Raw genomic sequence first — 24,361 nt, forward strand, 5'->3', positions numbered from 1 at the left:
CGCCGATACTGGTGGCGGGTGGTTTCGGTCCAGGCCATCGTGGTCTCCATCGAAGCTTCGCAACTCCGACAGAATCACAACGAACTGAAATCACCCAACTTCTTTTTCGTTCAGGCTCTAAAGCATCGAGCGTAGGCGCGCCCTCCGCTTTTTCTCTGCTGCTCCGTACGTTGGAGCCATGCTCGTAGCGTTGGCTGAATAACTCGAACAACTGTTCCGCCCCGATCGACGACAATAGTAAGTAGCCAAACTTGATCAGCTGGACCTGAAGACGGCGTCAACACTCTTCGTTCCCATACTTTGAGAGAAAAATGCCGCAAGACAAATTCCTCAGCGTCTCGACCACTGCATCCAGGACGGGGCTCTGGACCGCACTTGGCGTGATTGCGGCCCTGTTGTTTTTTCTGATCAGCGGCGTTGTCTCCTTTTCCAACGTCCAGATCATGAAGAGCGATAGCGCGAAGATCGCGCATACGCATGACGTCATCGTCGCTCTCGACACACTCCTCTCCACGATGCTGGACGCAGAGACGGGGCAGCGTGGTTTCCTTCTTACCGGCAACGAGGAATACCTTCAGCCGTACGATGATGCGGTCTCGGAGGTCGATTTGGCGCTCAGCGCTATTGCCGGGCTGACCCTCCAGCAGACTGAGCTGGGCAAGCTCAAAGCCCATGTCGAAGCCAGGCTCGCCGTGCTGAAGCGAACTCTGGATCTGCGTCGCACGGAGGGCGCCGCGGCCGCCCTGGCTGAGGTGAACACCGATCGCGGCAAGGTAGAGATGGATGCCATCCGGGCGCAGCTCGGCATCATGAGGCAGGAGGAAGTACGGCTGCGCGTGGCGAGCCTAGCGGAAATGCAGGTCGCGGCCCGCACGGCGATTGCCAGCGGCGTGTTTGCAGCGCTGCTAGGCATGATGCTGGCGCTGGTGTTGGGGGTTCTGATCCACAGGGCGGCCAGTGCTCGTCAGCGGCAGGCGTGGTTGCAGGCCGGACAAGTGGGCCTGAGCACGGCCATGCTCGGGGACAAAACCGTTCAGCATCTTGGCGAGAGCGTCCTGGACTTCCTCACCCCGTACCTCGGCGCCCAGGCGGGCGTGCTCTTTAAGGGCGAAGGCGACAATTTCGAGCGGGCCGCCCAACTGGGCGTCCCGGGGGACGCCGACATTCCCAAGAGCTTTGCAACGCGGGAAGGGCTCCTTGGGCGCGTCGCCGCCGACGGCCGGCCTCTCATCCTGCACGACGTCCCCGAAGGCTACCTGACCGTGGGCTCGGCATTCGGACGGGATAAGCCGCGCCATCTGGTCATCGCTCCGTTTAACGCCGATGGGGTGGTCAACGCAGTCATCGAGCTCGGCTTCCTGCACCCCGTAGACGAGCGCATCGAGGTGTTCCTGGAACAGGTCGCTGCGCCGGTGGGTGTAGCTCTTCGCTCGGCGCGCTACCGGACCGAGTTGCAGAACCTCCTCGAGGAGGCCCAGCGCCAGGCCGAGGAGCTACAGGTCCAGAGCGAGGAGCTGCGCGTCTCCAACGAGGAGCTGGAGGAGCAGGGCCGCGCCCTGAAGGAACATCAGGTCCGATTGGAACAGCAGCAGGTCGAGCTCGAACAGACCAACACCCAGCTCGAGGAACAGGCCCAGCAGCTCGAGGTCCAGCGCGACGACCTGGTCCGCACCGGCGCGACCGTGGAGCTGAAGGCGCGGGAGTTGGAGCAAGCCAGCCGCTACAAGTCGGACTTCCTGGCCAACATGTCCCATGAGTTGCGCACGCCGCTCAACTCGCTGTTGATCCTGTCCAAGCTGCTCGGCGACAATCCTCAGCGCAATCTCTCGGACGAACAGGTCCAGTTCGCCCGCACCATCCAGTCGTCGGGCAACGATCTGCTCAATCTCATCAACGACATCCTCGATCTGTCGAAGATCGAGGCCGGGCACATTGAGGTTCGGCTCGAGACCGTATCTTTGACGCGGCTTGCTGCGGACCTGCGACAGACCTTTGATCCAGTGGCGGGCGAGCGCGGCCTGAACTTCGCGATCGACATCGCTGATGGCGGCCCGCCCGCTATCACCACCGACCGCCAGCGGCTGGAGCAGATCCTCAAGAACCTACTCTCCAATGCCTTCAAGTTCACCAAAAAAGGAGGCGTAACTCTGCGTATCGCCCGGGCAGGCGACCGCCTCTCCCTCGCCGTGGCCGATACCGGCATTGGCGTCTCCTCCGTGCAGCACCAGGCCATCTTCGAGGCCTTCCGCCAGGCCGATGGCACCATCAACCGCAAATACGGCGGTACGGGGCTGGGTCTGTCGATCTCCCGGGAATTGGCGCGCCTGCTCGGCGGCTCCATCGCGCTCAAGAGTAAGCCGGGCAAGGGCTCGACCTTCACCGTCACCATCCCACTGGCTTACGATCCGTCCAACGTCGCCCTTCGGCCGGAGCCCGTGCCCCCGTCCGGTGCGGCCGGCCAGCCCGCGCCGCCCTCCCGGCCCGCCGCCCCGGCGTTCACCGCGGACGATGACCGCGAGCATCTGGAAAGCACTCGCCGCATCCTGCTGGTGGTGGAGGACGATCAGGCCTTCGCCGGCATCGTCCGCGACCTCGCTCGCGAGACGGGATTCCAGTGCCTGTTGGCAGGGACTGCTGAAGAGGCCCTGGATCTGGCCAAGCGCTACAAGCCCAGCGCCATCGTGCTGGATGTCGGCCTGCCGGATCAGTCGGGCCTTGCGGTGCTCGACCGCCTGAAGTGCGACGACGAGACCCGCCACATCCCTATCCACGTGGTCTCCGCCACCGACCACACCCAGACCGCTCTGTCCCTCGGCGCCGTCGGTTACCTGGTCAAGCCGGTCAGTCGCGAGGACCTGGCTGAGGTCCTCCAAACCCTGGAGGCTCAGCTCACCCGCACCGTGCGCCGGGTTCTGATCGTGGAGGACGACCCGGTGCAGCGCGACGCGGTGGGCAAGCTCTTGAGTTCCGGCGACGTGGAGACCGTGAGCGCCGGCACGGCCGCCGAATGCCTGCGCCTGCTGAAGAAGCAGACCTTCGACTGCATGGTCCTCGACCTCTCCCTGCCGGACGCATCGGGTTTTTCCCTGCTGGAGGCCCTGAGCAAGGAGGGCGACTACGCGTACCCGCCGGTCATCGTCTACACCGGCCGCGACCTCACAGCCAAGGACGAGCAGAATCTCCGCCGCTACTCGAGCTCCATCATCATCAAGAGCGCCAAGTCGCCCGAGCGCCTGCTGGACGAGGTCTCTCTCTTCCTGCACCAAGTGGTTTCCGAACTGCCCGCCGAACAGCAGAAGATGATCCACCAGGCCCGCAATCGCGACGCGGTACTGGAGGGCCGGCGGATCCTCATCGTCGAGGACGACGTCCGCAACGTCTATTCCTTGACCAACATTCTGGAACCGCGGGGCGCGATCGTGGAAATCGCCCGCAACGGCCAGGAAGCCCTGGACACCCTCGCGCAGCGGGCGAAAGATTCCAGGCCCGTCGACCTTGTCCTCATGGACGTGATGATGCCGGTCATGGACGGGATGGACGCCACCCGTCGGGTCCGCCTCGACCCACGCTGGGCCAAGCTGCCGATCATCATGCTGACCGCCAAGGCCATGCCGGACGACCAGGAGCGTTGCCTCGCGGCCGGCGCTAACGACTACATGGCTAAGCCCCTCGACGTGGACAAGCTGCTCTCCCTCGTGCGCGTGTGGATGCCGCGCTGGTGACAAAGGTGGGTGACGGCGTCGAGGACATCGAGATTCACCTCCTTCTGGAGGCGCTTTTCCGACGCTACCACTACGACTTCCGAAACTACGCGCGGGCGTCCATCAAACGGCGGCTGAAGCAGGCCTGCCCGCAACTCGGCTTCCACAGCTTCTCAGCCCTGCAGGACGCGGTGCTGCACGATCCAGCCATGGTCCCCCGCCTGCTTGACTACCTGACCGTTCAGGTCAGCGAGATGTTCCGTGATCCTAGTTACTTCCGCGCGATCCGCGAGCAGGTCGTGCCACATCTTCGAACCTATCCGTCTCTCAAGGTGTGGATCGCAGGGTGCAGCAGCGGCGAAGAACTGCATTCGTTCGCGATCCTGTTCCACGAAGAGGGACTTCTGGATCGCACGCTCTTCTACGCCACCGATATCAACCCGGGCGCGCTCGAGGCCGCCGCCAGTGGCGTCTATGCTCTGGACCGCATCAAGGTGTTCACCGAGAACCATCAGAAGTCAGGTGGCAAGTCGTCCCTCTCCAACTACTACACCACCGCCTACGGTCGCGCGGTGTTCGACAAAACCTTGCGCAGCCGCGTGGTCTTCTCCGATCACAGTCTGGTCACCGACGCGGTCTTCGCCGAGGTTCAGCTTATCTCTTGTCGCAACGTGCTGATCTATTTCGACCGATTTTTACAGGGCCGGGCGTTGGGCCTTTTCCGCGACTCCCTCGCCCGCAAGGGCTTCCTGGGCTTGGGCTCGAAGGAGAGCCTGCGCTTCTCCGACCACGCCGACGCCTTCACCGAGTTCGTCCGTGAGGAGAAGATTTACCGGCGGCGGGACCTATGAGCGGAGATCGGGCGAACGCCGTTGTCGTCGGCGCGTCGGCAGGGGCCATCCAGGCCCTGTCCTGCATTCTGCCGGCCTTGCCGGCCGACTATCCCATCCCCGTGCTGGTCGTGGTCCACATCCCGGCCGATGGCTCAGACCTGCTTGCGCCGTTGTTCCAGGCCAAGTGCCGGGTGGTGGTCAAAGAGGCTGAGGACAAGGAGCCGATCCTTCCGGGTTTCGTCTACTTCGGACCCTCCGACTATCACCTGCTGGTGGAGGCAGACCGCATCGTATCGCTTTCGGCGGACGAGCCGGTGCACTACTCGCGTCCCTCGATCGATGTGCTGTTCGAGAGTGCTGCGGACGCCTTTGGCGCCGGCCTGGTCGGCGTGATCCTGACGGGCGCGAACGAGGACGGCGCCGCAGGTCTGCGGGCAGTCGCCGCCGTGGGGGGCGTCACCGTGGTGGAGGACCCCGCGACCGCCTTCGCGCCGCCGATGCCGACCGCCGCGCTCGAAATCTGCGCGGAGGCGCGGCCCATGTCGTTAGACGCAATAGCCGCATACCTTGTTGGCTTGGGGACCTCGTGAGCAGCATGGATGAACCGATAAACTTCCTGATCGTCGATGACCTCGAGGAGAACCTTGTGTCGCTGGAAGCTCTGCTCCATCGCGACGGCCTTGCCTTCCTCAAGGCGCGCTCCGGCGAGGAAGCCCTGGAAATCCTGTTGAAGCATGACGTGGCCTTGGCCCTGCTCGACGTGCAGATGCCCGGGATTGACGGATTCCAGTTGGCGGAGTTCATGCGCGGAAACGAACGCGCGCGGCACATCCCGATCATTTTCCTCACGGCCGGGACCGCGGATACCAAGCGCCGCTTCCGCGGCTACGAGGCCGGGGCGGTCGATTTCATTCATAAGCCGATCGAGGTGGATATCCTTCGCGGCAAGGCCGACGTCTTCTTCGACCTCCACCAACAGCGCCGTCAAATCCAGGTCCAGCGGGACGCTCTCGAGGCCAGTACGAAGGCCCTCGCTGACGCTGCGAACCACCTTGAAGAACAGGTCCGGGAGCGAACGGCGGAGCTCAACGCCGCGAACGCTGCTTTGAAAGGGGAGCTGGAGACCCGCGAAGCGGCTGAGGCCCAGGTCCGGCAGATGCAGAAAATGGAAAGCATCGGTCAGCTGACCGGCGGCATCGCACACGATTTCAACAACATGCTGTCGATCGTGATCGGCTCGCTCGACATCGCCAAGCGCCGCCTCGACACCGACCGGGCCAGAGCCCTTGTCTGTATCGACAACGCCCTGGACGGCGCCCACCGCGCCGCCACCCTCACCGCGCGCCTACTCGCCTTCTCCCGCCAGCAGCCGCTCGCGCCGCGCGCGTTGGACGTCAACAAGCTGGTGGACGGCATGTCGGATATGCTTCGCCACACTATTGGCGAACACCTGCGGGTGGAAACCGTGCTGGCGAGCGGCCTCTGGCGCGCCTTCGTCGATCCGGGCCAACTCGAGAACGCGATCTTGAACTTGGTGATTAATGCGCGCGACGCCCTGCCGAATGGCGGCCGTCTGACGGTGGAGACCTCGAACGCGCACCTCAATGACGCCTATGCGGTCGCCAATGCGGAGGCTGTCGCCGGCCAGTACGTCCTGATTTCGGTCACCGACTCCGGAACGGGGATTCCCGCTGACGTGATCGCACGGGTGTTCGACCCGTTCTTCACCACCAAGGGCGTCGGTAAGGGAACGGGGCTCGGGCTCTCCCAGGTCCATGGCTTCGTCAAGCAATCGGGCGGGAGCGTGAAAGTCTACTCCGAGCCCGGTCTCGGCACGACGGTGAAGCTATATCTTCCCCGCTACGTCGGTGCCGAAACCGGCCTCGACGGCGAGACACCCGCGCTCAGCGCAGAATCCGCCCGGGCCAAGGATGGCGAGGTTATTCTCGTGGTCGAGGATGACGAAAAGATCCGGTTCTTGTCGGTCGAGGCCCTGCGTGATTTCGGCTACACCGTTGTGCAGGCCGGCGACGCCTCCCAAGCCCTAGCAGTGCTCGCCGTGCAGTCACGCGTCGACCTGCTGTTCACCGACATCGTCATGCCCGACGTGAATGGTCGCCAACTCGCCGACAAGGCGCGCGAGTCACGTCCGGACCTGAAGGTGCTCTACACGAGCGGCTTCACGAAGAACGCCGTGGTCCACAACGGGGTCCTGGATCGCGGCGTGGCCCTCATCTCCAAGCCCTTCACCATCGACGATCTCGCCATCAAGGTGCGGCTGGTGCTTGACGGCGGCGGGGTCAATCGACCGGGCTGAACTTCCGCTCAGGTTCGAATCTCCCCGGTAGCATATGACCGGAAAGCCGACGTTCGGCGAGTGAGCGCAGGCTGCCGAGCGAGTGTCTGGAATCTGGAGCTGTTGATGGGCGTTCAAGGCGGGACCCCACCCGATATGAAATAACAGATTGAATGAGCTCAATATCTCGGCACGGGACGGGGTCCCGGCAGACGCTAGTCAACATGTGCGCCAACGTATTTTTATATAGCGAATTTAAACACCTAGCCGGCCTCGATAGCTTCCGATTTCGACGGCGTTCTACAGACATCCAGGGCGAGAAGCGGTTCACCTCGACCATCGCGCGGCGGCTGGATACCTTGGGGGCGCTGAAGCGCGGGGAGCGTCGCACCGCCGGAGCCGGTCTGTTCCGGGCCGAGGACAATCTGGAGAGCCCCTTGGCGCGGCGCGCCCTTCTGGTTTTCTATGGCGCCCTCGCCTTCGGCGAACTCGCCTCGATGACCCTGGAGACCTTCATGGCCAAGACCGGCCTGAAGCTGCTCGATGCGGACGGTGGCCTCAAACCCTCGGACGATCTGCCGCCGATCCACACCTTCCTGAACCGACTGCTGGCCTTGCGGATCGCCGACCAGAACGCCGTGTTCGTAGACTTCGACCGCATCCTGGCCGGCATCCTCGAACGCGCCGCAGCCTCCGGCGATCTGGACCGCGGCCTTGAGGACATCGAGGCTGAGGCGTTAGAGGTGGTGGATCAGGAGACGATCCGGACGGACGTCTCCACGGGCGCGGAGACCGCCCTGGTTACCTTCTCGCTCAGGGTTCGCCGAGAGATCCTGACCTCCGACGACGCGGTGGCCCAGGTCGACGATCTCGCCCACCAGTTCGTCGTCAATGAAAAGTCCGGACGGGCTGCAGTCGCAGAGCTGGGGCTGACCACGACCACGGATGAGGATCGGCTGGTCGCCGCCGTGCGGCTCGTCCGCCCGGATGGACGCCAGACCCTGCCGGAGAAGGCATTTGAGGAATCCGCCTGGAAGCCGACCACCGTCGTCGATTGGCGGCGGGTCTGGGATGAGGAGGTCGTCAAGACCGATCCCTGGCGCACGCGCCAGCTCACCCTCGCCACGGGTCTCCTGCTTCCCATCTGGGGTCGGCTGCCGGCGCGCGGATGTTCCGTTCGCCGGGTGCGCGCGCCCGATGGGCGGCGTTGGTTGGGCCGGGTGCTGGACGAAGTCCAGGTCCGGAGCCTGAAAGCGAACCTGGGCCTGACCGATGTCTCAGAGGCCTGGGCTGACGGCGGAAAGACCGCAGCCACGATCCTGGACCGGAACGTACAGCTCTCGCTGAGCGGCGGGCTGTGGCTGAAGCGCTCGCGGGTCATGGATCGGTGGCGGATCGAGGTGGTCGGGGGTCGCACTGACCGGGACGCCCTGGTCGCGCTCGGATGTTTCGTCGAGATCATCGCCTTCACGCCCCGGGTGTTCGTGCCCGTTGACCGGCCTGAAGTGGTGGAGGCGGTGTTGCGTCGACATCCGGTGCAGACCGTCCTCGACGGCGTGGCGGCATGAGCGGGACCGGGCAAATTGACCGGAAGGCGCGAAGGCCCCGTCCGGTCAGGAGGAGGTCCGGAGGAAGGGAGGTCTCGGGTGAAGCGGGATGAGGGAGATCAGCTCACTTGGCGCTTCGATCAAATGGAGACTGAGATGCAGACCATGGTGTTCACCGGCCGACTGGCGGCCGACCCCCAGATCAGCGATGACTTCGCCAAGGCGGCGTTCCGGCTGCTCGAGAAGCGCGGCGTCGACAACGCCGGCAAGGACCGGATCGTCGGCGTAAACTGCGTCAGCTGGTCCAAGGGCCTGAACGAGAAGGTCATCGCCCGCGGCCTGGCCAAGGGATGCGAGGTCGTCGTGATCGGCGCCTTCATCGACACCGCCTACGCCACCCGCGAGGGACAGGAGCGCACGGCCAAGGAGTTGGTGATCAACCGGCTGACCGTCCTCGACTGGGCCGAAGACCGGGAGATCGACGCCGACCACGATGACGGCTCCGACCGCCTCGCCGCCTGACCCCCATCAATCGACTTTTATCATCAGGAGACTGACCATGCAGACCCTTACTCTGGAAGGCTATCTGGCCGCCGATCCCTCCATCCTGTCCGCCCAGGGCTCCGGCCGTAAGCGGGCCAGCTTCCGCGTCCTGGAAACGACCCGGTTCCGACGTGCCGACGGCACGCCCGGCGAGCGCACCACCGGCTTCAACTGCCTGTGCTTCAACGAGGCGACGACCGAGAAATACATCGAGCCGTTCGCCAGGAAGGGCAGCCGCGTCGTGATCCAGGGCCATGTCGAGAACGACACCTGGACCGGCAAGGACGGCGTTGAGCACTACGACCTGCGCCTCATCGTGGGCGACATCCGGCTAAAGAACCGGCGGATCCAGCCGGAAAAGACCGCCGCTGGCGACAACCAAGTGCAGGTGCCCGCCGGCGGCTATGACTTGAACGACGACATCCCGTTCTGATCTACCAACTCATATCAACGATCTGCGGCTCGGCGCGTAAGCGTCGGGCCGTTTTTTGTTTTAACTGCTGGCGACCGACAGGCCGAGGCCCCTCCCCGTCACTGGCTGTTTGGATCACCGTCCATGCCACGACAGCGGCTCGCCGCCGCCGACGGACGAGAAGATCGTTGTCCATCTGTTCGTATCGGCGCGACGGCGCCGAACGGTGTCGTCGTCGCGAAGGGCGACGACGACTTGCCCCCACACAACGCCCTCCGATTTTGTCACATTACCCTGAAAGTCAACGGCTTCGCCTTATCCCCTCCACAGCCCGCGAAGGGCGGCCCGCTCCGGTGACTTTCCGGGGCCCAATGTGCCGAAAATCGGGGTCGTTGCGCATGGGGCGCTCGACATTCTCAAGGAATGTTTCAATGACCTTCTACAGCAATCCCTTCATCGCCTCCGCCTCCCAGAAGTCCAACTCCGCCTTCGACGACCTGACGGGTTCGCTCGGCGATCAGCGTCCGCATCCAACAGAGGACGCCCTGGTTCAGCTTGGGCGAGCCCTCATGACCGAGCTGTTGGACGTGATCTCGGATACGGCGCTGGAGGACTACCAGACGATCCTGGGAGAGGCTCTGATCGGCGCCTTCCATTCGGCGGCCGGGCGGATCGAACGAGACGCTGACCGGTCACGCGATACGATGCGATCGCTCGATCGAGACTTCGACGGATCGGAAGCGGCCGATACCGAGCTTCAGGAAGCCACAGCAAAAGCCCGAGCAGGCGATACGGCGACGCAGGCCTGCGAGATGATCCGGGACGCGGCGTCGGAAACCTGGACTATCGCGACCGGGGAGGTCTGGACGGCCTGGCGGGGTACGAGACGAGGCACGCACCTGACCGCGGCCCAGCTGGAAGCCAAACAGGCGATCCGGGCGATCCGCAATCGGAAATCTGGAGAGGCCGACCCGGGCGGTCCGGTGATCGCCTTCCGGGGCGCGCCGACGGCTGACACCTCGGACGACGCGGGCCGGATCTTCGACGCCCTGAACTGGGCAAAGCAGGAGTGGCCCGACATGGCCCTTGCCACCACCGGGGCGAAGGGGGCTGAGAAGCTAGCGATCAAATGGGCCCAGCAGAAGGGGGTGAAGCTGATCCTCGCTCGAGCGGATTTCGACACCCACGGCAAGGCAGCTCCGTTCAGAGCGAATGACGAGCTGATCGCGCTTGAACCCACCTGCTGCCTCACCTTGGTGCATTCGGTGGATCGGACGCGCTCGGGAGATCAGCGGCCATTCGGACCGGCGCTCAACCTTGGGCAAAAGGCGATGGAGTCCGGGCTGCGGCACGTCCCCATCAAGGCACGAGCCGCCTGACAGAACGAAACCGAAATTAGAGACCCGCTCGGCTTCGGCCGGGCGGGTTTTCTGCGTTTGGCCGCGGTGGAGGCATCCGCCGACGGCAAGCGAATCGCGTTAGACCATCGCAACAGAAAATGCGGCACTACTGTTGATCGGTGTTGAGCGTATATGATAAGCATAGACGGGTGGTCGTAGTTTAGGTCTCAGGGCAAGATAAAAGAAGATGAGAGGGTGTCTGTTTTGTTGTAGGCTGTCAGCATCTTACGACGACCTTCAAACGCTTTCATGACTTGCGGTGAGTTAGGGCGGATTTTGGGGTCGTCGGGTCTTCGGAGACGATGTCATGACTGTCAGAAGCGGCATCCAGGCGAGGCTCGAAGAGGCGGGCGACCGAGGGAGCAAAGCCGGTCGGGTGAGCTTGCCGACCAGCCTGAAGTGCGACCGGATCAATGTGCGGACGGCCATGTTCCAGCGGCTCGCCTCTTCGCGGCTCTTCGCCTACGGCGACCGTTCAGGCGTGCTCAGGACGGCGCAGAAGCGTTCGGGGCGTGCCTTCCGGCTGGACGTTCGGCAGAAGGTGATCGTCAAGGCGCTGGTGTCTCGGCACGCGGGCAAGGGCTCGGCGCGGGCGGCGGCGTTGGCCGCGCACGTCAGCTATCTGGGACGGGCGGGCGCCGGTGCGGAAGGGGCGCAAGCCGAGTTCTTCGACCGGGCCGATGACGCTGGCAACGCGGCCGAGGCGACCCGGGACTGGGGGTCGGATCGGCATCATTTCCGGTTCATCGTCTCGCCGGAACATGGGGACCGGATCGCCGATTTGAAGGGCTACACACGCGAGGTGATGGGGCGGGTGTCGGCGGACCTCGGCGAGCCCGGTTTGCAGTGGATCGGGACTTGCCACTTCGACACGGACCAGCCTCATGCGCATCTGGTGGTGCGGGGAAAGCGCACGGACGGGCGCGATCTGGTGATCCCGCGCGACTACATCGGCTACGGGTTTCGGGCCCGAGCGCAGGAGGTGGCGCAGGAGCGTCTGGGAGATTTGTCGCGTGCCGACGCCGAGCGGCGCATCTGGAAGGAGACCGAGGCCGATCGGTTTACAGGGTTTGATCGGCGGTTGCTGCAGGCCGCCGATGCGGAAGGGCTGGTTGACGATGGCGTTGGCGGGACCGACGCCTGGGCGGCACTCTCGAGGGGACGGTTGAGGCATTTGGAGCGGCTGGGTTTGGCCGAACGGACAGGGAGCCGCTACCGGCTTGATGCGCAGACGGAGACGAAGCTGCGCACCTTGCAGATCCGGCGAGACGTGATCCGCACGCTGAGCCAAAGGCGGATGGCGGGTGCGAAGTCAGTACGCCAACTGGGAGCGGAGACTGCGCACGGTCAGGTCGTTCAGGCCGGCCGGCACGACGAGGTCGGGACGTCACCGTTCGTGGTGGTGAAGGATCGCGCGGGCATGGAACACTACGCGAGGTTGGCCCCGGGGACGACCACACCCGCAGTCGGCAAGACCGTCGAGATTCTTGGCACCGATCGCGGGGTGGCAAGGCTAGGCAAGCTAGGTCGCGGTCAGCCGACATTGGAGCGATGAAGCGATTGTTAAAGAGCCAACCGGCAATTCACAAAGTCGCAAACGCGCCAGGTCCGGACTTTGCCGACCGACCCCGAAAGGCGACAAACAATCACCAAATCTGCTCGAAACGTCCCGAGCACCCCGGACCGATCGTTCGCCCGACGTTTTCGCATCAAACGGGCAGCATCATGAGCCGTTCGGCATCCACCACCACACCGACCGTAGCCCCTACTGGAGGCGCTTGGCCTGTGAGATGTAGCAACAGCGTTTCGAAGCCGGCCCTTGCCCTGACGACGTTGAATCCCCCGGCAAAGCTGACCGAAACCACGCGGGCTCCCAGCCCATCCTGTTGTCCGGTCAGTTTGAGATCTGTCGGTCGGATTGCCATCCATGCCGACCCATCGGGCGCGCTGAATTCCTTCCGGCCCAGAACGGACGTTGCGACGCCCTCACTCACCCGAGCGACGACCAGATTGAGCGGACCAAGCAGCCGGGCCGCTGCGACCGAGGTTGGGTGAGCGTAAAGGTGTTGCGGCGTTCCGGTCTGGATGATGCGACCCGCGTCCATCAGGGCGAGGTCGTCGGCCATCATCATGGCGTCCTCGGCGTCGTGGGTGACGACGATGGCTGACGTGCGGCTGTCGCGCAGAGCCTGGACCAGGTCTTCGCGCACCTCGGCCCGCAGGAATCCGTCCAGGCTGGAGAAAGGCTCGTCCAGCAGGATGACGGCGGGATCGCGGGCCAGGGCACGGGCCAGGGCGACGCGCTGCTGTTCGCCACCGGACAGGGCGTGGGGGAAGGCCTTGTGCCGGTCGGCCAGACGCAGGCGCTCCAGCAGGCCGGCGACGACGGCGTCGCGGTCGGGGCGACCCTTCAGCCCGAAGCTGACGTTCTGGGCCACAGTCAGGTGCGGGAACAGGGCGAAGTCCTGGAACACCATGCCGACGCGGCGGGCCTCCGGTGGGGTCATGCGACCGGGTTTCGAGACGATCTGCCCGTCGATCGCGATCGTGCCGGCATCGACGGACTCAAGGCCGGCGATGCTTCTCAGAAGCGTGCTCTTGCCCGAGCCCGATGCGCCCAGCAGGCCCAGGATGCAGCCGCGCGACAGGGTCAAGTCGGCATGGTCGACCGCGATCTTGCGGCCATAGGCGCGGCTGACACCCGTGACCGAGACGATGGCCTCAGGCGTGGCCATGCGGATCTCCGGGGCGCGAGGCCGTGATCTTGCGTGTGAGCCAGATCACGGCGGGCAGGGTCAGGCCGACGATCATCAGACTGGGCCAACCCGCGTTGGGCAGGCGTTCGTCGCGCGCGTAATTGTCGGCGATGACGGCCAGGGTGTCGACGTTGAAGGGTCTCAGGATCAGGGTCGCGGGCAGTTCCTTCACCACATCGATGAAGACGACCAGGGTGGCGGTCAGCAGGGCACCAGCCGCGATCGGGAGGCGAACGGACAGGGCGGCTCCGGTCTCGCCCCTGCCCAGAGTGCGGGCGGCGGCGACCATCGAGGGAGTGACACGGGTCAGACCGGCCTCGACCGGTTCCAGCGCCGCCGCCATCAGCCGCGCGGCATAGGCGTAGATCAGCAACATCAGCCCGGCACCCAAACCCGACACCGCGCCGGGAACGTTCTGCCAGAGGATGGAGGCCGGGGCGAGCAGGCCGATGGCCATGACTGCCCCGGGCGTCGCGTAGCCCAGGCTGCTGATCCGGGCGGTGACCGGCATCCGCTCAGCGCTGAGGGCCAGGCAGGTCGCCAGCGCGACCGTGGCGATGGCTCCGCCGAGGCCCAGACCGAGGCTGTGGCCGGCGGCGAGGGTCAGACGGCTCCAGTCCGGGTCGATGTCGATGGCGTTGAAGGCCAGCCATCCGACGGGCAGGAACAGCCCCAGCGTCAACAGGCCGGCGCAAAAAACGAAGGCCAGCACGCCGCGCCCGGTGCTTAGCGGCGTGGGCTCGATTGCACGCCAGCGGGCGCGCCCAGCTTCATCGACGCGGCCCCGGCGACTGAGGCGCTCGATCCACAGCAGGACGGCGGCGGCCGCCAGCAGCGGCAGGGCCAGCCGGGCCGCAGCCTCCAGCGAGCCATAGACGAACCAAGACCGCACCACGCCGGTGGTCAGGGTCTGGACGCTGAGGAACTGGACCGCGCCGAAATCGGCCAAGGTCTCCATCACCGCCAGGGCGACGCCGGCGGCCAGGGCCGGGCGCAGCAGTGGAAAGCCGACGCGGAACAGCGCCTGGATCGGGGTACAGCCGAGACTGCGCGCCGCCTCCATCGCCTGGCTGGACTGGTTCACCAAGGCGGCGCGTACGGTCAGATAGACGTAAGGATAGAAGGCCAGCGACAGCACGAAGGCCGCGCCCGGCAGGCTGCGCATCTGGGGGCCCCAGTCGATGCCGGGCACGGCCCGCATCCAGGTCCGCAGGTCTCCCGCCACATCGAACAGATCGGCATAGGCATAGGCGACGGCAAAGGCGGGGGCTGCCAACGGCAGGGCCAGAGCCCAGGCGAACACCATCCGGCCGGGGAACCGGTGCATGACGACCAGCCAGGCCGAGACCGACCCCATCACGGCGGTGGCCACGGCGACCATGACGGCCAGGGCCACCGAGGTCATTGCATAGCGAACCAAGTCGGAGGCGGCGATGTCGGCACCGCCATCCCCGAACGCCGCAGCGATCACCCCGATCAACGGGGCGACGGCGACGCCAGCGGCCAGCCAGGCCAGCAGCCTAAGCATCGTGAGCCCGCCAACGCGAGGAGCGCGCCGGTCAGGGAGCGTGGAAAGCGCCTCGGAGTCTATCGCCAGCCCGCCGCGCTCATCAGGCTCTGCGCCTCGGCCTGATGCGGACCATATGTCGCGACCGACATCGGATGGGCCGTGAAGTCGGCATATGCATCGGCCGGGGCGGGGGCGGGAACGTCCGGGCTGGCCGGATACTCGTTGTTGCCCGCCGAGACCATCGTCTGGGCCTCGGGCGAAGCGAGGAATTCCAGCAGCCGGACGGCGTTGTCCCGGTTCGGCGCATTGGCGGCGACGCCTCCGCCCGAGATGTTGACGTGCGCCCCTTGGCCGTCCAGCGACGGGAAGGCCAGCTTGACCTTCTCGGTCACCGCACGATCGGAGGCATTCTCGCCGTGGGCCAGGCGGATATAATAGTAACTGTTGGTCAGGGCGATTTCGCAGACCCCGGCGTTGACGGCGCGGATCTGGTCGCGATCGCCGCCTTCGGGCCGGCGGGCCATGTTGGCGACGACGCCACGGGCCCATTCGCCGGTCTTCTCGGGGCCCCAGGCCTCGATCAGCGCTCCGACCAGCGACAGGTTGTAGACGCTGTCGGCCGAGCGCACGCACAGCTGCCCCCGGAACCGGGGCGATGCGATCTCCTCATAGGTGTCGACGTCGGCCGGCTGAACCTTGTTGGAGTCGTAGGCGACGATGCGGGCGCGGCGGTTCAGGCCGAACCAGCGTCCCTCCGGGTCGCGCAGATTGGCGGGGATTGCGGCGTTCAGCGCCTCGGACGTCGTAGCCTGCAGCAGGTCGGCGCTCTGGGCCCGCCACAGGGCACCGGCGTCGGCGGCGACGAACAGGTCGGCGGGGCTGGCCGAACCCTCGCTGGTCATCCGGGCGATCAGCTGATCGGCATTGCCCTCAATGACGTTGACGCGGATGCCGGTCTCTTCGGTAAAACGCTCGTAAAGGGCGTCGTCGGTGTCGTAGTGGCGGGCTGTGTAGAGATTGACCACACCCGCATCGGTCCCCGCGGTGGGGCGGGCACCATCTTGGCCACAGGCGGCGAGCAGTGCAGCAACTGCAACGCAGATAATGAGGTTGGTTCGCATGTGCATATCGACCGTTTCGGTTCGATCGATCGACAGGTCAAGCGCAAACGCGCTGCAACATAAGTCCTGCCCGAGCCCCAAACTGGCATCGGCTTAGGTCAAAGCCTGGAAGCAGACACTCCCAACCGCTCTTTTAAGTCAGGATCGGACATCCCCCTCCCCCCCTGCTTTGCGCCTAGAGCGGGATCATTTTAGACGGAAGCGTATCCAGCGTTTCGGATGTAGTTCTGGCATTCGTCGGGCGGGAAGAGGGTGAGCAGCTGACCGATGCGGTTCCATGTTCGCTCCCTTGATCGCTCCTGGGCTTTTCGCAGCAGGTGTTTGAGCTTTGAGAAGACCTGCTCGATGGGGTTGAGGTCAGGGCTGTAGGGCGGCAGGAATTATAGTCGGGCGCCGGCGGCGCGGATCATGGCTCGTACAGCGCGTCTTTTGTGGCTGCCAAGATTGTCCAGAACCACGATGTCGCCGGGCCTGAGAGTGGGCACGAGCACCTGCTCGACATAGAGGCGGAATATCTCGCCGTTGATCGGGCCGGCGAAGACGAAGGGCGCGGTGACGCCGTCCTGTCTGAGGGCAGCCAGGAAGGTGGAGGTCTTCCAGTGGCCATGCGGCGCGTAGCCGGGCAGACGCTGACCGCGACGGCTCCAGCCCCGCAACGGAGCCATGTTGGTCTTCACCCAGGTCTCGTCAATGAACACCAGTCGCTCGGGATCGAGACCGGGCTGAAGCCTCTTCCACCGCTTGCGCCGCCGCGCCACGTCCGGGCGCGACCGTTCATCGGCGACGGATGTTTTTTTTGAAGCTCAGTCCCTCGGCGTGGACGAAATTCCAGATCGCGCCGTAGCTCGCCCGGGTCCCCCGCTCGGCCAGCTCCGCCTGGAGCCCGCGCAGCGTGACATGGGCTTCGGCCGCCAAACGGGCGCGAACATAGGCCCGATCCACGTCCTCAAGCACCGGCTTTCGGTTCCCGCCGATCTTCGCCGGGGCCACGCTGCCCGTCGTCCGCTTGCGCTGCGACCACTTCACCACCGTCGACACCGCGACCTGAAGCGCATCGGCTGCGGCGCGCGTACTCTCACCGGCCTCAAGCCGGGCCATCGCCCGTTCACGGATATCCATCGACAGGGGTCGGGTCATGTCTGCCGGCCTCCCATCCGGCAGACACAGAGAATCAGAATTCGCCCAACGACGGAATCCCCATTCGATTCAGATCAATATGATGCCGCTCTAAGCGTCATTCCACGAAGCGGCACGGCGCGTTCAAATGCGTCGCGGTCCGTCCCCGTCGCCTGCACTCTGCACTGGGCTACATCAGCCCAGCCGAGGCCGAACGCAGAGCGGCCTAACCCCGTCCACTTTTGCGGGGGAGGATCACTTTAGGCGTCGCGGGCTTGGGAGTTGGCACAGCTTTTGTGACGCATCCCGCCAGATTGGACAGCGCTTGAGCCGCTGGTACCCGATGGCTCATAAGGGAGGGATGGCGGTCGAACTCGTAAAGCTGCAATCGCTGGAGCGCGGCTTCCTCACGGTCCTACGCGTTCGGTCAGCCCTTGGATGGCTGATCCTCGCGGCGATGGCGGCGATGGCTGACGGCTATCTGCAATGGCGTAGCGGCTTCCCCCCAGGGGTTGTCGCCGGACCCGTCGTTGCACTGGCCCTCCTGTCGATCGTCGTCCTCGTTCCGGGGCGCTGGCGTAGGTGGGGCTATGCCTTTACCGACAGAGAACTGCACGTCGCGTCCGGTTGGCTGACGCGCGCACACACGATCGTGCCGCTCTCTCGCGTCCAGCACATCGATGTGAGCCAAGGTCTCATCGAGCGCAGCGCGGGTGTCGCAACCCTCAGCCTGCACACCGCCGGCACCGAGAACAGCCTTGTGGTGCTCCCCGGTATAAGCCGCCAGCGTGCCGAGGAAATCCGCGATGCGATCCGCGGCCGGATCAGCGACGCGCCCTGGTGAGCGAACCCGATCCGTCGAGCGTGGCCGAGACACTGATGCCGCGCCGGCTCGACCCGCGCACCATCCTCATCCAGGTCCTGCAGAGCTCGCCCTCCATCCTCCTCGCCCTGCCGGCGATCCTAGTCGCCTCGCGCGGCGAAAGCGCTGTGATCGGGCTGCTGGTCGCAGGGATGTCGCTGCTGGGGGGCCTCATTCTGGTCTCCAGCTGGCTTCGCTGGCGGACCTTCACCTACCAGATCCTGCCAGGGCAGCTCGTCATCGCACGCGGCCTGATCAATAGGACCCGCCGGTCGATCCCGGCCGAACGGATCCAGGATGTCTCGATCAAACAGGGTCCCATGTCTCGATTGCTCGGTCTTGCACAGGTCCGCATCGAGACCGGTGGCGGGGAGGCCGACGAGGGTCAGCTCGACAGCGTCAGCCTCTCGGAGGCGTATCGGCTTCGAGAGGTGCTCCGGGGCCTTCGAACGAAAGGCGCCCCCGCAGAGGCAGCCGGCCGGGAACCCGACGACGAGGCCGAAGCCATATTGTTCAGATTAGGGCTGCCCCGCCTGCTCTACTCCGGACTGTTCAGCTTCTCGCTCGTCTGGGTCGCAGCCATATTCGGCGTCGGCCAGTATCTGAACCAGGCGCTCGGCTATGGCTGGGACCAATGGCTGGACCTGCTCGGCGTTTCCGAGCAGACGCTGAAATCGAACATCAATGGACCGGTCGTCTTGGCTGGGGCTGGCCTGGCTTTGTCAGTCGGGGTGCTGGCCGGGGTCATCCGGACGACGTTGCAGAACTTCCGCTTCAAACTCGCCTATGCTGAGGGCCGGTTTCGCTACAGCCGGGGCCTGTTGACACGCACCGAAGTGGTGGTGGCCAAGCGCCAGATCCAGCTCAGCCTGGTCGAGCGCGGTGCCGTGAGCGGTCGGCTGGGCTGGTCGGCGCTCAAGGTCCAGACACTGGGTGGGAGCGACCACCTCTCTGGCCGCCAGGAACTCGCTCCTTTTGCGCGGCCCGCGGAACTGGCTCCCATCATCGCCCTGGCCGGACTTCCGCCCTTCGAGCGGTCACGGCTGCGGTCGGTCTCGCCCTTGCACGGCGTGCGTGCCCTTGTCGCTTTCGTCTTGTTGCCGACCGTGATCATCCTGAGCTCTACCACCGTCTTCCCGCTTGCCGCCCTGTTTCTGATCACGATGCCCGCCCCGCTAGCGGTCGCGCTGCTGCGGCCCCGCCATCACCGGTACGCGCTCGCCGAGACCAGCGTGCAGGTATCGCGCGGAGTCCTCAAACAGCGCGACTGGACCATTCCCTACGGCAATGTCCAAGCTGTCACGGTGCGGCGCGGACCGATCCAGCGACTGCTTGGGATCGCCACGGTGCGGATCGACACCGCCGGTGGACGCGGCATCCACACTCCACATATCCAAGACATCGATGTGGACCAGGCCTCAGCCTTCGTCCGCGACCTCCTCGAACGCGCAAACAATCTAGGCGGTAAAACTCGCGGAGACGCGCGGTAGGTCAGGTAGACGGACGGGCGTCCAACCCGGTCGGACTGTTGACCGGCGTTCAAGGCGGGACCCCACCCGATATGAAATAACATATTGAATGAGCTTAAAATCTCTGGGCGAGACGGGGTCCCGACAGATACCAGTCAGCATGGGCACCAACATACTGTTATGCAGCAAATTCAATCACCTAAGTCGCCTCTCGATGGGGTCTAATTTTGACGCCGATCCACACCGAATGAAGGAGGCGCTCAGTCACCCACGTCAAACACCAGTTGACATGTAAAGCTGTGTTTGACATAAGGCGTCATGGATATCGAACGCATCACCCACAAAGGGCTGCGACGGTTTTTCGAGACCGGCCACGCAAAGGGCTTGGTGGGTGACGCTACTCGTATCCGCAATATGCTGGCGTTTATTGATGCCGCAGGCAGTTTCGACGAACTGGCCGTGCCGCCGAATTACGGGCTGCACGAGTTGGTTGGCGACAAGGCCGGGCGCTGGTCAATGACAGTGACGAAGAACTGGCGCCTGAGCTTCGTCAAGATCGATGAAACGACAATCGCCGACCTGGACCTCGAGGATTATCACTGATGGCTATGACCATGCACCCCTCGCTGGCGGTTCATCCCGGTGACTGGCTGAAGAGCGAAGTCGTCGAGCCCCATGGCGTGAGTATCAACCGCCTTGCAGCCGCCTTCCATGTGACCCGCCAGACGCTCAGCAACCTATTCAATGGCCACACTGCTCTTTCGGCCGATATGGCGATCCGGTTCGAGAAGGCTTTTGGCGTCAAGGCCGATACGCTGATGCGTATGCAGACGACCTATGACATGGCGCAGGCTCGAGCCCGTGCCGACGACATCGTCGTCGATAAGGTTCTCGTCGCCGCCTGAGGAGCTCAGGCTGCTTCGACGGTGCCGTCAGACCAACGCTAACTTGTCCCCAGCAAAATCGGCGTAAGCTGCTGTCGGGGATAATGTTTCGTGAAGCCGATTTCGTTCAAGCGCCACCGGTTTCCGGCAAATATGATCCGTCATGCCGTCTGGCTGTACTTTCGTTTTAGCCTCAGTTTTCGTGACGTCGGGGAACTGATGGCGGCCCGCGTTGTGGACGTCAGCTACGAGACGATCCAGGGCTGGACGATCAAGTTTGGACCGCTGATCGCCCGGCGGCTGAAGAAGCGGCGGTGTGTTGATCGGCGCGCAAGGCGGGACCCCACTCGATATGAAATAACATATTGAATGAGCTTAATATCTCGGGGTGAGACGGGGTCCCGACAGACGCCAGTCAGCATGCGCGCCAACGTGTTGTTATATAGTGAATTTAACTACCTGGGCCGCCTCTCAATGGGGTCCGATTTCGACGCCGATCCACAATGCATGATGCATATATCGACCATATGTATGATCTATAGGCCCGAAATTGTGGCCCGGATGCTAATGTCAGGGATGATTTATCGGCCGCTAGCGTAGCTGAAAGGCTCTTCTGCGGTTGCCAATCAGGACCCATCCTGCATTCGTGGGACGATGACCGATCTTACCCCCGACCTCGGCCAAGCCCAACACGACCAGCTCGGACCCTCGACGAGGATTGCCAGCGCGTGCCGGATCGACAAGGTCCAATAGAGCTTCAACGCGTTCCGGGTCGGTCATCCGCTCGTTCTACGGCCCTATGACGATTCTTGATCAAGTAACGCGGTGCGTTCGCCGGGGGCGGCGCAACGCGCCCAAAGTTCGTCATCCGACCAGATTCGGGTCCGAGACACACCGTTCGCGAAGGCCGCGAACGCGCTCCCGATACGGCAAAAAATGAACAAGTGGCTTAATCGGGCCAGGTCCCAAGCAGGTCGTCAGCGGGCTCACGTCGTTCCAAGACAGTTCAGCGAAATCCGCACAAACTGCCCCCCTACCGCCCCCCTTGGCACGTAATACTCCGAACCCGGAACAAACTTCCCCTGCAAAATCATCATAAATTTCTGATTTTGCAGGGGAAAGTTGGTAGGCGGCGACGGGTTCGAACCGCCGACCCTCTCGGTGTAAACGAGATGCTCTGACCAGCTGAGCTAGCCGCCCTCCACGAGGTCTAAGTGCCCGGCGAACGCGGCGGGTTCAAGTCGCATCGGAACAAAGAAAAACCTCCCCGCCGGACGGCGGGGAGGCTGTTCAGGTCAGTGGCTGACGACGGTCGATCCGTCGACCGCCGGGGGCGGGGTCGGACCGGGGTTCAGCGGCTCGGCCACCTCGTCCCACTCGACGGCGGTCAGGGAGCCGGTCAGGGCCCACTTCAGCGCCTCGTCGGCCGTCGAGATCGGGATGATCTCCAGCGCGCCCTTCACGTTGTCGGGCACGTCAGCGAGGTCCTTCTCGTTCTCCTGCGGGATCAGCACGGTCTTGACGCCGGAGCGCAGGGCCGCGAGCAGCTTCTCCTTCAGGCCGCCGATGGCAGTGACGCGACCCCGCAGGGTGATCTCGCCCGTCATGGCGATATCCTTGCGGATCGGCACGCCCGTCAGAACCGAGACCATGGCCACGGTCATGGCGACACCGGCGGACGGGCCGTCCTTGGGCGTGGCGCCGTCCGGCACGTGGACGTGGATGTCGGTCTTCTCGAACACCGGCGGCTTGACGCCGAAGCTGAGCGAGCGCGCCCGGACGTAGGAGGCGGCGGCGGAGATCGATTCCTTCATCACCTCCTTCAGGTTGCCGGTGACGGTCATGCGACCGCGGCCCGGCATCTTGATCGCCTCGATGGTCAGGATTTCGCCGCCGAACTCGGTCCAGGCCAGGCCCGTGACAATGCCGACCTGATCCTCCTCGTCCGTCTCGCCATAGCGGAACTTCTGAACACCCGCGTATTTGGCCAGCTTCTCGGCGTCGACCGTGATCGTGGTCGTGCCTTCCTTGGACATCTCGCGCACGGCCTTGCGGGCCAGGCCGCCCAGAGCGCGCTCCAGCGACCGCACGCCGGCTTCCCGGGTGTAGTAGCGGATCAGGTCGCGGATCTGTTCGTCAGGCACCACGAACTCAGCCGGCGTCAGGCCGTTGTCGGACGTGACCTTGGGCAGGACGTGACGCTTGGCGATCTCGACCTTCTCATCCTCGGTGTAGCCGCTGACACGGATGATCTCCATCCGGTCGATCAGGGGCTGAGGCATGTTCAGGCTGTTGGCCGTGGTGACGAACATGATGTTCGACAGGTCGTAGTCGACCTCCAGATAGTGGTCGCCGAACGCATTGTTCTGCGCCGGATCCAGCACCTCGAGCAGGGCCGAGGACGGATCACCCCTCCAGTCAGCGCCCAGCTTGTCGATCTCGTCCAGCAGGATGAAGGCGTTGGTCGTCTTCACCTTCTTCATCGACTGGATGATCTTGCCCGGCATCGAACCGATATAGGTCCGGCGGTGACCGCGAATTTCGGCCTCGTCGCGCATGCCGCCCAGGGACATGCGGACGTATTCACGACCGGTCGCCTTGGCGATCGACTTGGCCAGCGAGGTCTTGCCGACACCCGGAGGGCCGACAAGGCAGAGGATCGGACCCTTGAGGCTATTGGTGCGCGCCTGCACCGCCAGATATTCGATGATCCGTTCCTTGACCTTCTCGAGGCCGTAGTGGTCCTCCTCGAGGATGGCCTCGGCCTTGTTCAGGTCGATGGCCTTCTGCTTGGTCTTGCCCCACGGAATCGCGAGCAGCCAGTCGAGGTAGTTCCGGACCACGGTCGACTCGGCCGACATCGGGCTCATGTTGCGCAGCTTCTTGACCTCGGCCTCGGCCTTGGTGCGGGCTTCCTTGGACAGGCGCGTCTTACGGATGCGCTTCTCCAGCTCCATGATTTCGTCGCGCGCATCGTCGGTCTCACCCAGCTCGCGCTGGATCGCCTTCATCTGCTCGTTCAGATAATATTCGCGCTGGGTCTTCTCCATCTGGCGCTTCACGCGCGAGCGGATCTTCTTCTCGACCTGCAGGACGGATATCTCGCCCTCCATCAGGCCATAGACCTTCTCCAGACGGGCGGGCACGGCGATGGTTTCCAGCAGGCTCTGCTTGTCGGCGATCTTGACCGACAGGTGCGCGGCGACGCTGTCGGCCAGCTTGGACGGATCGGTGATCTGGGGGATGGAGCTGAGGGCCTCGGGCGGCACCTTCTTGTTCAGCTTCACATAGGATTCGAACTGTTCGACCACGGCGCGCAACAGGGCCTCGGCCTGAGCGGGTTCACCCAGGTCGTCCTCGATCTCGACGGCCTCGGCCTCGAAATACTCCTCGCGGTCGGTGAAACGGGTCAGGCGGGCGCGGCCCTTGCCCTCGACGAGGACCTTCACGGTGCCGTCCGGCAGCTTCAGCAGTTGCAGCACGGTGGCGAGCACGCCGACCGGATAGATGGCGTCCGGCGACGGATCGTCATCGACGCTGTTCTTCTGGGTGGCCAGCAGGATCTGCTTTTCACCCTTCATGATCTCGTCGAGCGCCCGCACGGATTTTTCGCGCCCTACGAAGAGCGGCACGACCATATGGGGGAAGACGACGATGTCCCGCAGAGGCAGGACGGGCAGAATTTTACTCTCGGACATAATGCGCTCCAGGACCTTCGATCATCTCCGGTCCGCCCGCCCCTGACGCCCCGCGATATGCAGCGACACCCTGGAGAGGCCCGTCGATTCCGACGGCGTTCATGTGAGTATGTGGCCCCTTGGCCCCGGGGTTCAAGCGTCGCCACTGGACGATGCACAGTCGCGTGCAACTCCAGTCAAGCTGCACGAACCGTGCAGACACGGAGCCGTCCG

16 protein-coding genes, 1 tRNA gene and 3 pseudogenes are annotated in these 24,361 nt (G+C 64.3%); 14 read left to right on the top strand and 6 right to left on the bottom strand.

Features of this window, described 5'->3' with window-relative positions; translation table 11 throughout:
• Positions 1-311 precede the first annotated feature (311 nt).
• The 9 genes and pseudogenes from ACP7AB_RS07050 to ACP7AB_RS07090 all read left to right on the top strand — a co-directional run bounded on the left by ACP7AB_RS07050 (position 312) and on the right by ACP7AB_RS07090 (position 12,287).
• Positions 312-3,722, top strand: a complete 3,411-nt coding sequence (locus ACP7AB_RS07050) for a response regulator (RefSeq protein WP_425989767.1) — start codon at positions 312-314, stop codon at positions 3,720-3,722.
• Between the two features lie 5 nt (positions 3,723-3,727).
• A complete protein-coding gene (locus ACP7AB_RS07055) occupies positions 3,728-4,552 on the top strand; it encodes a CheR family methyltransferase (RefSeq protein WP_425989766.1) in 825 nt (274 codons plus the stop codon).
• Complete coding sequence (locus ACP7AB_RS07060) at positions 4,549-5,124, top strand: chemotaxis protein CheB (protein ID WP_425989764.1); 576 nt, start codon at positions 4,549-4,551, stop codon at positions 5,122-5,124. The genes ACP7AB_RS07055 and ACP7AB_RS07060 overlap by 4 nt, the downstream gene beginning before the upstream one ends.
• 5 nt (positions 5,125-5,129) lie before the next feature.
• Positions 5,130-6,851: a response regulator gene (locus tag ACP7AB_RS07065; protein WP_425989782.1), complete on the top strand. Its 1,722-nt coding sequence runs from the start codon at positions 5,130-5,132 to the stop codon at positions 6,849-6,851.
• Between the two features lie 266 nt (positions 6,852-7,117).
• Positions 7,118-8,398 (top strand): annotated as a pseudogene (locus ACP7AB_RS07070) (strawberry notch C-terminal domain-containing protein); the annotation flags it as partial.
• A gap of 135 nt (positions 8,399-8,533) precedes the next feature.
• The gene (locus tag ACP7AB_RS07075; RefSeq protein WP_425989762.1) at positions 8,534-8,899 is read left to right on the top strand and encodes a single-stranded DNA-binding protein; all 366 of its coding nucleotides are present in this window, start codon (positions 8,534-8,536) and stop codon (positions 8,897-8,899) included.
• Between the two features lie 37 nt (positions 8,900-8,936).
• On the top strand, positions 8,937-9,353 hold the full coding sequence (locus ACP7AB_RS07080; protein WP_425989760.1) for a single-stranded DNA-binding protein: 417 nt from the start codon (positions 8,937-8,939) through the stop codon (positions 9,351-9,353).
• Positions 9,354-9,763: 410 nt separating this feature from the next.
• Entirely contained in the window at positions 9,764-10,711 is a 948-nt protein-coding gene (locus ACP7AB_RS07085; RefSeq protein WP_425989758.1) for a DUF2493 domain-containing protein, read from the top strand.
• A 328-nt stretch (positions 10,712-11,039) separates the two neighbouring features.
• Positions 11,040-12,287 (top strand): DUF3363 domain-containing protein, encoded by a 1,248-nt coding sequence (locus ACP7AB_RS07090; protein WP_425989756.1) that lies wholly within the window; start codon positions 11,040-11,042, stop codon positions 12,285-12,287.
• A gap of 154 nt (positions 12,288-12,441) precedes the next feature.
• On the opposite strand, the gene ACP7AB_RS07095 is transcribed toward ACP7AB_RS07090, so the two are convergent.
• The 4 genes and pseudogenes from ACP7AB_RS07095 to ACP7AB_RS07110 all read right to left on the bottom strand — a co-directional run bounded on the left by ACP7AB_RS07095 (position 12,442) and on the right by ACP7AB_RS07110 (position 17,256).
• Positions 12,442-13,467 (bottom strand): ABC transporter ATP-binding protein, encoded by a 1,026-nt coding sequence (locus tag ACP7AB_RS07095; RefSeq protein WP_425989755.1) that lies wholly within the window; start codon positions 13,465-13,467, stop codon positions 12,442-12,444.
• The gene (locus ACP7AB_RS07100) at positions 13,454-15,016 is read right to left on the bottom strand and encodes an ABC transporter permease (RefSeq protein WP_425989753.1); all 1,563 of its coding nucleotides are present in this window, start codon (positions 15,014-15,016) and stop codon (positions 13,454-13,456) included. Before ACP7AB_RS07100 ends, ACP7AB_RS07095 begins: the two co-directional genes overlap by 14 nt.
• 59 nt (positions 15,017-15,075) lie before the next feature.
• Complete coding sequence (locus tag ACP7AB_RS07105) at positions 15,076-16,119, bottom strand: extracellular solute-binding protein (RefSeq protein WP_425989751.1); 1,044 nt, start codon at positions 16,117-16,119, stop codon at positions 15,076-15,078.
• Between the two features lie 191 nt (positions 16,120-16,310).
• Positions 16,311-17,256: pseudogene (locus ACP7AB_RS07110) on the bottom strand (IS630 family transposase).
• Between the two features lie 340 nt (positions 17,257-17,596).
• Here ACP7AB_RS07110 and ACP7AB_RS07115 point away from each other — a divergent pair.
• The 5 genes and pseudogenes from ACP7AB_RS07115 to ACP7AB_RS07135 form a co-directional block, all read left to right on the top strand.
• On the top strand, positions 17,597-18,079 hold the full coding sequence (locus ACP7AB_RS07115) for a PH domain-containing protein (protein ID WP_425989749.1): 483 nt from the start codon (positions 17,597-17,599) through the stop codon (positions 18,077-18,079).
• Positions 18,076-19,587 (top strand): PH domain-containing protein, encoded by a 1,512-nt coding sequence (locus tag ACP7AB_RS07120; RefSeq protein WP_425989747.1) that lies wholly within the window; start codon positions 18,076-18,078, stop codon positions 19,585-19,587. The genes ACP7AB_RS07115 and ACP7AB_RS07120 overlap by 4 nt, the downstream gene beginning before the upstream one ends.
• Positions 19,588-19,884: 297 nt before the next feature.
• Positions 19,885-20,169, top strand: a complete 285-nt coding sequence (locus tag ACP7AB_RS07125; protein ID WP_425989745.1) for a type II toxin-antitoxin system RelE/ParE family toxin — start codon at positions 19,885-19,887, stop codon at positions 20,167-20,169.
• On the top strand, positions 20,169-20,471 hold the full coding sequence (locus ACP7AB_RS07130) for a HigA family addiction module antitoxin (protein ID WP_295525774.1): 303 nt from the start codon (positions 20,169-20,171) through the stop codon (positions 20,469-20,471). Before ACP7AB_RS07125 ends, ACP7AB_RS07130 begins: the two co-directional genes overlap by 1 nt.
• Positions 20,472-20,561: 90 nt before the next feature.
• Positions 20,562-20,765 (top strand): annotated as a pseudogene (locus ACP7AB_RS07135) (IS6 family transposase); the annotation flags it as partial.
• Between the two features lie 808 nt (positions 20,766-21,573).
• On the opposite strand, the gene ACP7AB_RS07140 reads toward ACP7AB_RS07135, so the two are convergent.
• A tRNA-Val gene (locus ACP7AB_RS07140) sits at positions 21,574-21,650 on the bottom strand.
• Positions 21,651-21,745: 95 nt separating this feature from the next.
• Entirely contained in the window at positions 21,746-24,148 is a 2,403-nt protein-coding gene (gene lon, locus ACP7AB_RS07145) for an endopeptidase La (RefSeq protein ID WP_425989743.1), read from the bottom strand.
• Between the last annotated feature and the right edge of the window lie 213 nt (positions 24,149-24,361).

The sequence above is a fragment of the Brevundimonas sp. TWP3-1-2b1 genome, from assembly GCF_049896165.1.
In the GTDB taxonomy this organism is placed as follows: Bacteria; Pseudomonadota; Alphaproteobacteria; order Caulobacterales; family Caulobacteraceae; genus Brevundimonas; species Brevundimonas subvibrioides_B.